This window comes from Kistimonas scapharcae (assembly GCF_039540975.1).
Taxonomy (GTDB): domain Bacteria; phylum Pseudomonadota; class Gammaproteobacteria; order Pseudomonadales; family Endozoicomonadaceae; genus Kistimonas; species Kistimonas scapharcae.
The window spans coordinates 1-5693 of sequence record NZ_BAABFL010000331.1; the positions used below are offsets into that span (position 1 = coordinate 1).

A 5693-nucleotide genomic window follows, 5' to 3' on the forward strand; every position below is an offset into this window, starting at 1 on the left:
ATTTTGCCTGAAGAGCACAGGGGACGCTCTCTTCATTCAATTTAGCCTTACTTCTTCAGATCGTTAAGCGGGAGTTAAGGGTAGTAAGACTTTGTGATTTAGAAACCTTTTTCGAAAGAAACAATGAAATGCGCATAATGCTCCATCAATTTTGTGATGGCGAAAGACGACAAAGAGCAACACAAGGAGGCCTTATGTTTTCAATCATGACATTCCATCCTCCATGCCCGCAATGTACAACTGAAGTAGATTATATTAGTACACCGGAATCGACCAGTTCTAAAGTTCAGTGTCCATCCTGCGATTATGAATTTTGCGCCATGTGTTTAATGCTCCCTCATAATGGACATACCTGTGAAGAGGCCGCTAATCAAGGTCACCGGCAGGAAATTGCGGATTTACGCTCCAAAATCAGCACCTATGAAGATGCATTACAGGATGATAAGGTTTTTCGTCCCTGTCCCAAGTGCGATCAGTTAATCAGCCGTGATCCTCAGTATGATCGGGAAGATTGTTTACACATCAAACGTTCTGGCGATCAAAGAGACTACAACCAAGCGGCTGATAGAGGCAGTTGTGAACATGACCTCTGCTGGGTCTGTTTGCAGCACTTTAAGATTGCTGATAGAAGTCAACAAGCAGCAGATACCCACGACGACTACTATAACTGCAGATTTGCACGGAGGGATGATGGAAGTCGGAGGGATCGAAGAGGGTGGGTTAATATGACAGAGACTGAACGCAGTGAGCATGATCGGCGTGGATACGAACGGCATCGAAAAATAATGTACCAAGCTAAAATAGATCAATTTCGCAGAGAAATGGAAAGATTCCAAGCTTCTGGCAGGTTACCAGCTTTACAGGAAGCTCCGGAAGATGATTCATTATCGCGTTTAGGCGCTGCTAGCGCTCCTGCTGTACCGCCTCGAGCTCCAGCGGTACAATCTCGAGCTCCAGCGCTACCACCGCGAAGCTGACATGTAAAACAATGATATCAGGCATTTGTTTAAGATTAAGCTTGAGTAAAGCGAATACACTGCAGGCAGATAGTCCTTTATCTTAACAGAGACTTGAAGTCGTAATCTCGTACTTATCCACATAGTGCCTTGTGATGACAATCCGCATGTAGTCCAGCACTCATCCTCCACTTGAGTTATCAATATGTTTATTAATCTTCAACTCTGGTAGCGTTACGTCTGATTGCCATAGCAATTATGAATGATACGAAAAAGGCAATCAGGGAGCCGTATGTCAGGTGTGTTGATTGCACTGGTATCTCTTTTCTATGTCGGTGCGTTGTTTGCGGTTGCCTGGTATGGGGACAGGAATAGCCGTACTCTGGCTCAGCGCTGGCAGCCTTGGATATACAGCCTTTCTTTAGCCGTTTACTGTACGTCATGGACGTTTTTTGGTGCGGTGGGGCAGGCGGCACTGGCGCCTTGGTCTTTTCTGCCAATCTATGTGGCGCCGATTCTGGTTTTCATCCTGTTACGGCGTTTGTTGACCCGAATGATTCTGATCAGCAAGCAACAGAACATCACGTCGATTGCTGATTTTCTGGCTGCACGTTATGGCAAGTCTCGACTGTTGGCTGCTGTAGCGACCGTGATTCTCTTGCTTGGTATCCTGCCGTATATCGCATTGCAGCTGAAAGCCATTGTCATGGGATATACCTTGCTGTCTGCTGGCAGCGGGTTGCTTACTGTTAGTGATTCATTCAATCGGTCTGGCCATGATACAGCGCTGATTGTCAGCCTGGTGCTTGCTGCCTTTACCGTGTTGTTTGGAACACGACATCTTGATGCGACAGAGCATCATCATGGTGTCATGTTGGCGATAGCGGTGGAATCGGTCATCAAGCTGGTGGCGTTCATCGCTGTGGGTGTTTTTGTTGTTTATGCCTGTTTTGGTGATGCAGTACAGCCATGGCGGTTGTTCCAGAATAGTGTTGTTTCACAGGGTAATGCTTCAAACATTCATTTTTTTTCCCTGTTACCCCATATTCTTCTCAGTATGGCTGCCTTTCTTTGCCTGCCGAGACAGTTCCATGTCATGGTGGTAGAGAACGCGGATATTGGCCATCTCAAATTGGCACGGCGGGTGTTTTCTCTCTATCTGGTACTCGCAGGCATCTTTGTTTTGCCCATCGCCTTGGCAGGAAAGCGTTTGTTGCCTGAGGGAGTATTGCCTGATACTTATGTGATCAGCCTTCCACTAAGCATGGGCCAGGAATGGTTGGCTATGCTGGCTTTTATTGGGGGCGCGTCTGCGGCTATCAGCATGGTGATCGTGGCAACCATTGCTCTGACCATCATGATCAGTAATGAGCTGATCGTTCCCTTGCTTGTCCGTCGTCAGTCATTTACAGGTAAAGATTTTTCCCAACTGAAAGGTATGCTGTTAAGCCTGCGGCGAAGCCTGATACTGGTCATACTGCTCCTTGCTTATCTTATGTATCGGCTGCTTGAGCAGGGACAGTCCCTGGCATCCATCGGTTACCTCTCATTTACGGCCGTTGCCCAGTTGGCGCCTGCCTTAATCGGTGGTCTGGTGTGGCGTGAGAGTAATCGCATGGGAGTGCTGTCAGGCCTTTTAATCGGAATGTTGATATGGTTTTGCACACTGGTTTTACCCGTCATTCAAACGACAGGTTTCGTCGATAGCAATGTGGCAGATGTTGGTCAATGGCATTCATCCACATGGGGAATGTTGTTGAGTTTGGGAGGTAACCTGATTGCTTTTGTCCTGGGCTCATTCTGGTTTCGGCCGACGGTGATGGAGCGACAGCAAGCCGCCGTTTTTGTGGGTACGGCCTTGCCTGAAGAAAAGGAGCGGTTGCCACGCGTCACGGTTGCTGAACTTGAAACACTGGCGGCTCGTTTTATCGGGCAGGATAAAACAACGGCTGCATTCTCAACCTTTGCCGGATATGCACAGCCTGCCTTGCGGGAGCAGCAAGCGCCCCAGGCATTGATTGATTTTACGGAGCGTTTACTGGCACGTGTACTAGGGGGATCATCGGCCCGGGTGGTCATGCGCAGTGCATTGTCCGGTGATGCGATGGGACTGGATGATGTAGAGACTATTATTGGCGAGTCGTCGTCTGTATTGCGGTTTAACCGGGAATTATTGCAGGGGGCGTTGGAGAATGTCAGCCAGGGTATCAGCGTTGTTGATCGTGACTTGCGGCTGGTCGCCTGGAATCAGACGTATCTCGCATTATTTGATTACCCGGAAGGATTTATTTGTATCGGCCGGCATGTGTCAGACATCATTCGTCATAATGCGACGCAGGGATTATGTGGCCCCGGAGATATTGAGGCACACGTCAGAAAACGAGTGAAACAGATGGCGCAGGGAAATGCCCATCGTTCCGAGCGTGTCCGTGCGGATGGTCGTGTTATTCAGGTTCAGGGGAATCCTATGCCTGGTGGTGGCTTTGTCATGAGTTTTACAGACATCACGGGTTTCCGTCGCGTCGAGCAGGCGCTAAAGGAGATGAATGAGAGTCTGGAGCAACGCGTATCTGATCGAACACGGGATCTTGAATCGGCAAACATGGCGCTACGCAGAGCCAAGCAGCAGGCTGAACAGGCGAGTCATGATCGCAGTCGTTTTTTTGCCACCATCAGTCATGACCTCATGCAGCCACTCAATGCCGCACGTTTGTTCTCTGCAACATTATCAGAGCAGGTGGGGCAAACCGGGAAGGACAGTGACGAAGCCAGGCTTGCGGGCCATATTGAAACGTCCCTACGCTCCGCAGAAGAGATCATTAATGATTTGCTGGATCTGTCACGTCTTGAGTCCGGTAAGTTAAAGCCATCCTTCTCTGCATTCACTGTGACTGAGCTTTTTGAGCCCTTGATGGTGGAATGCCAGGGGATAGCGACAAGCCAAGGCGTTACCGTTCACCACTGGGGCGGTCATTACAGTGTCTATAGTGACCGAAAGCTTCTGCGCCGTGTATTGCAGAATTTTCTTTGTAACGCTATCCGTTATGCGCCGGCAGGCAGAGTGATGCTGGGATGCAGACGACAGGGAAATTATCTCAGGATTGAGGTCAGGGATAACGGCCCCGGGATTCCTGAAGAACGGCAAGCGCAAATTTTTAATGCGTTTCAACGGTTGGATGGGCATGTATCGCAGGGCTTTGGTCTGGGCCTTGCGATTGTACAGGGGATTGCCAGCGTCCTGCGGTGTCAGATCGGACTGAAATCTCACCCCGGTCAGGGCTCGGTGTTTTTTATCGTGGTGCCATTGAGACAGCGGAGCACTATACCGGTGAGGGATATTACCGTATCAACGTTGCCCCTGAGTAAGGGTGATATGATGTCAGGTCGTACTATTCTCTGTATTGATAATGACCTCACGATACTGAAAGGCATGCGGGAGTTGTTGGAGCGCTGGGGGTGCAGGGTGTTAACGGCCGTTGACTCAGAGAGTGCTAAAAGGCATTTGACGTATACGCTGGATGCCATATTGGTGGATTACCATCTGGATAACGGCTCAAATGGGGTAGATGTGATCCGGGATTTACGTCATAAAGCCAATTTGTCTGTACCAACGGTCATGATAACGGCGGATGGTTCGGCCCAGTTGCGGGAACAGTTGAAGGGTATGGATATACGCTATTTGTCTAAACCACTTAAACCGGCTGCGTTGCGAGCGTTACTCAGCCGGTTGCTGCGTGACAGGCGACTCGGAATTCCGGTTTATTGATGAGAAGAGCTTTCTTGATGCTGCAGCCTGGAACTCTTCCTTTCAGCGGGTGATTCAGGGGGAAGGCTGCGTTTTAGAGTGCCTTTAGGTCTGCCTTTACGTTTGCCTTTTTCTTTTTTGGGGACAGTCAATGTTTCAGCCTCTGTTGTTGAGGCTAATTGTACGTTTTCTGATGGCGTAGCATCCTTTTCGGTTTTCATATCTGAATCATGACTATCTTGCCTTATATGGGTTGATAGGCATTTTCTTTCATCAATTATTCCTTTCGGATAATTGTTAGGCTTGATTATTTGTTCAATAATCGTGAAGGATGTATTGCCATGATGATCATCAGAACAGTGTTTAATCATACGCTTAAGGGTGGTAGTTCCTAACGTCTGTTCTTTGCAGTTGTTACATATGTAGGGGTAATTATGATTGTGGCCTATACATAAATGTTCTACGAGTATACGAATAGCGGCTTCCACACTCGCTTCTTTTCCTTCGCATGCGTATGGGCACGGTTGATAACCATTTATCTCGTCCCAAGTGTTAAAGTAGTTCAATGCTTCTTCTTCGCTAGTACATGTCCTTTGGGGTAAATCAATCTTGTCGAGAGGGTTCGTTGCGTGGCTCGTAGAAGCCTGATCTTGTATATATTGTTCAGTTGTTTCTACTTTTTTAACTGATTGGGTAGCAGTTGAACCCATAGTTGACTCACTAGATAATACCACTGCTGTATGTGAAACTGTTGGACTCGGTGTTTTTGTCTTGAGTTGTTCCATGCTGATATGCCCCTTAAAAAGCCTTAATGCATCCTTTGGAAGAAAACGAATAAATGATAGACATTCGATACCTTGTAAATGCTCAATCAAAGTATCGAGTTTGATGGTATTGCTATCTGAGTTGTTGTAAGTACTCAAAAACCGGTACATAAGGCGATTTCACGTTCTGCCGCCTAAGCTCATCCCCATGTTCCCATTACCGCCTGA

At 47.9% G+C, this 5693-nt stretch carries 3 protein-coding genes; 2 read left to right on the top strand and 1 reads right to left on the bottom strand.

The annotated features are described in order from the left end of the window. Window positions 1-498 precede the first annotated feature (498 nt). Window positions 499-729: a hypothetical protein gene (locus tag ABD892_RS11925; protein WP_345195911.1), complete on the top strand. Its 231-nt coding sequence runs from the start codon at window positions 499-501 to the stop codon at window positions 727-729. Between the two features lie 519 nt (window positions 730-1248). Further along, window positions 1249-4722, top strand: coding sequence for a hybrid sensor histidine kinase/response regulator (locus ABD892_RS11930; protein WP_345195912.1), 3474 nt, complete (start codon window positions 1249-1251; stop codon window positions 4720-4722). Here ABD892_RS11930 and ABD892_RS11935 read toward each other — a convergent pair. Further along, window positions 4716-5624 (bottom strand): hypothetical protein, encoded by a 909-nt coding sequence (locus ABD892_RS11935; protein ID WP_345195914.1) that lies wholly within the window; start codon window positions 5622-5624, stop codon window positions 4716-4718. The genes ABD892_RS11930 and ABD892_RS11935 overlap by 7 nt on opposite strands. Window positions 5625-5693: the final 69 nt, after the last annotated feature.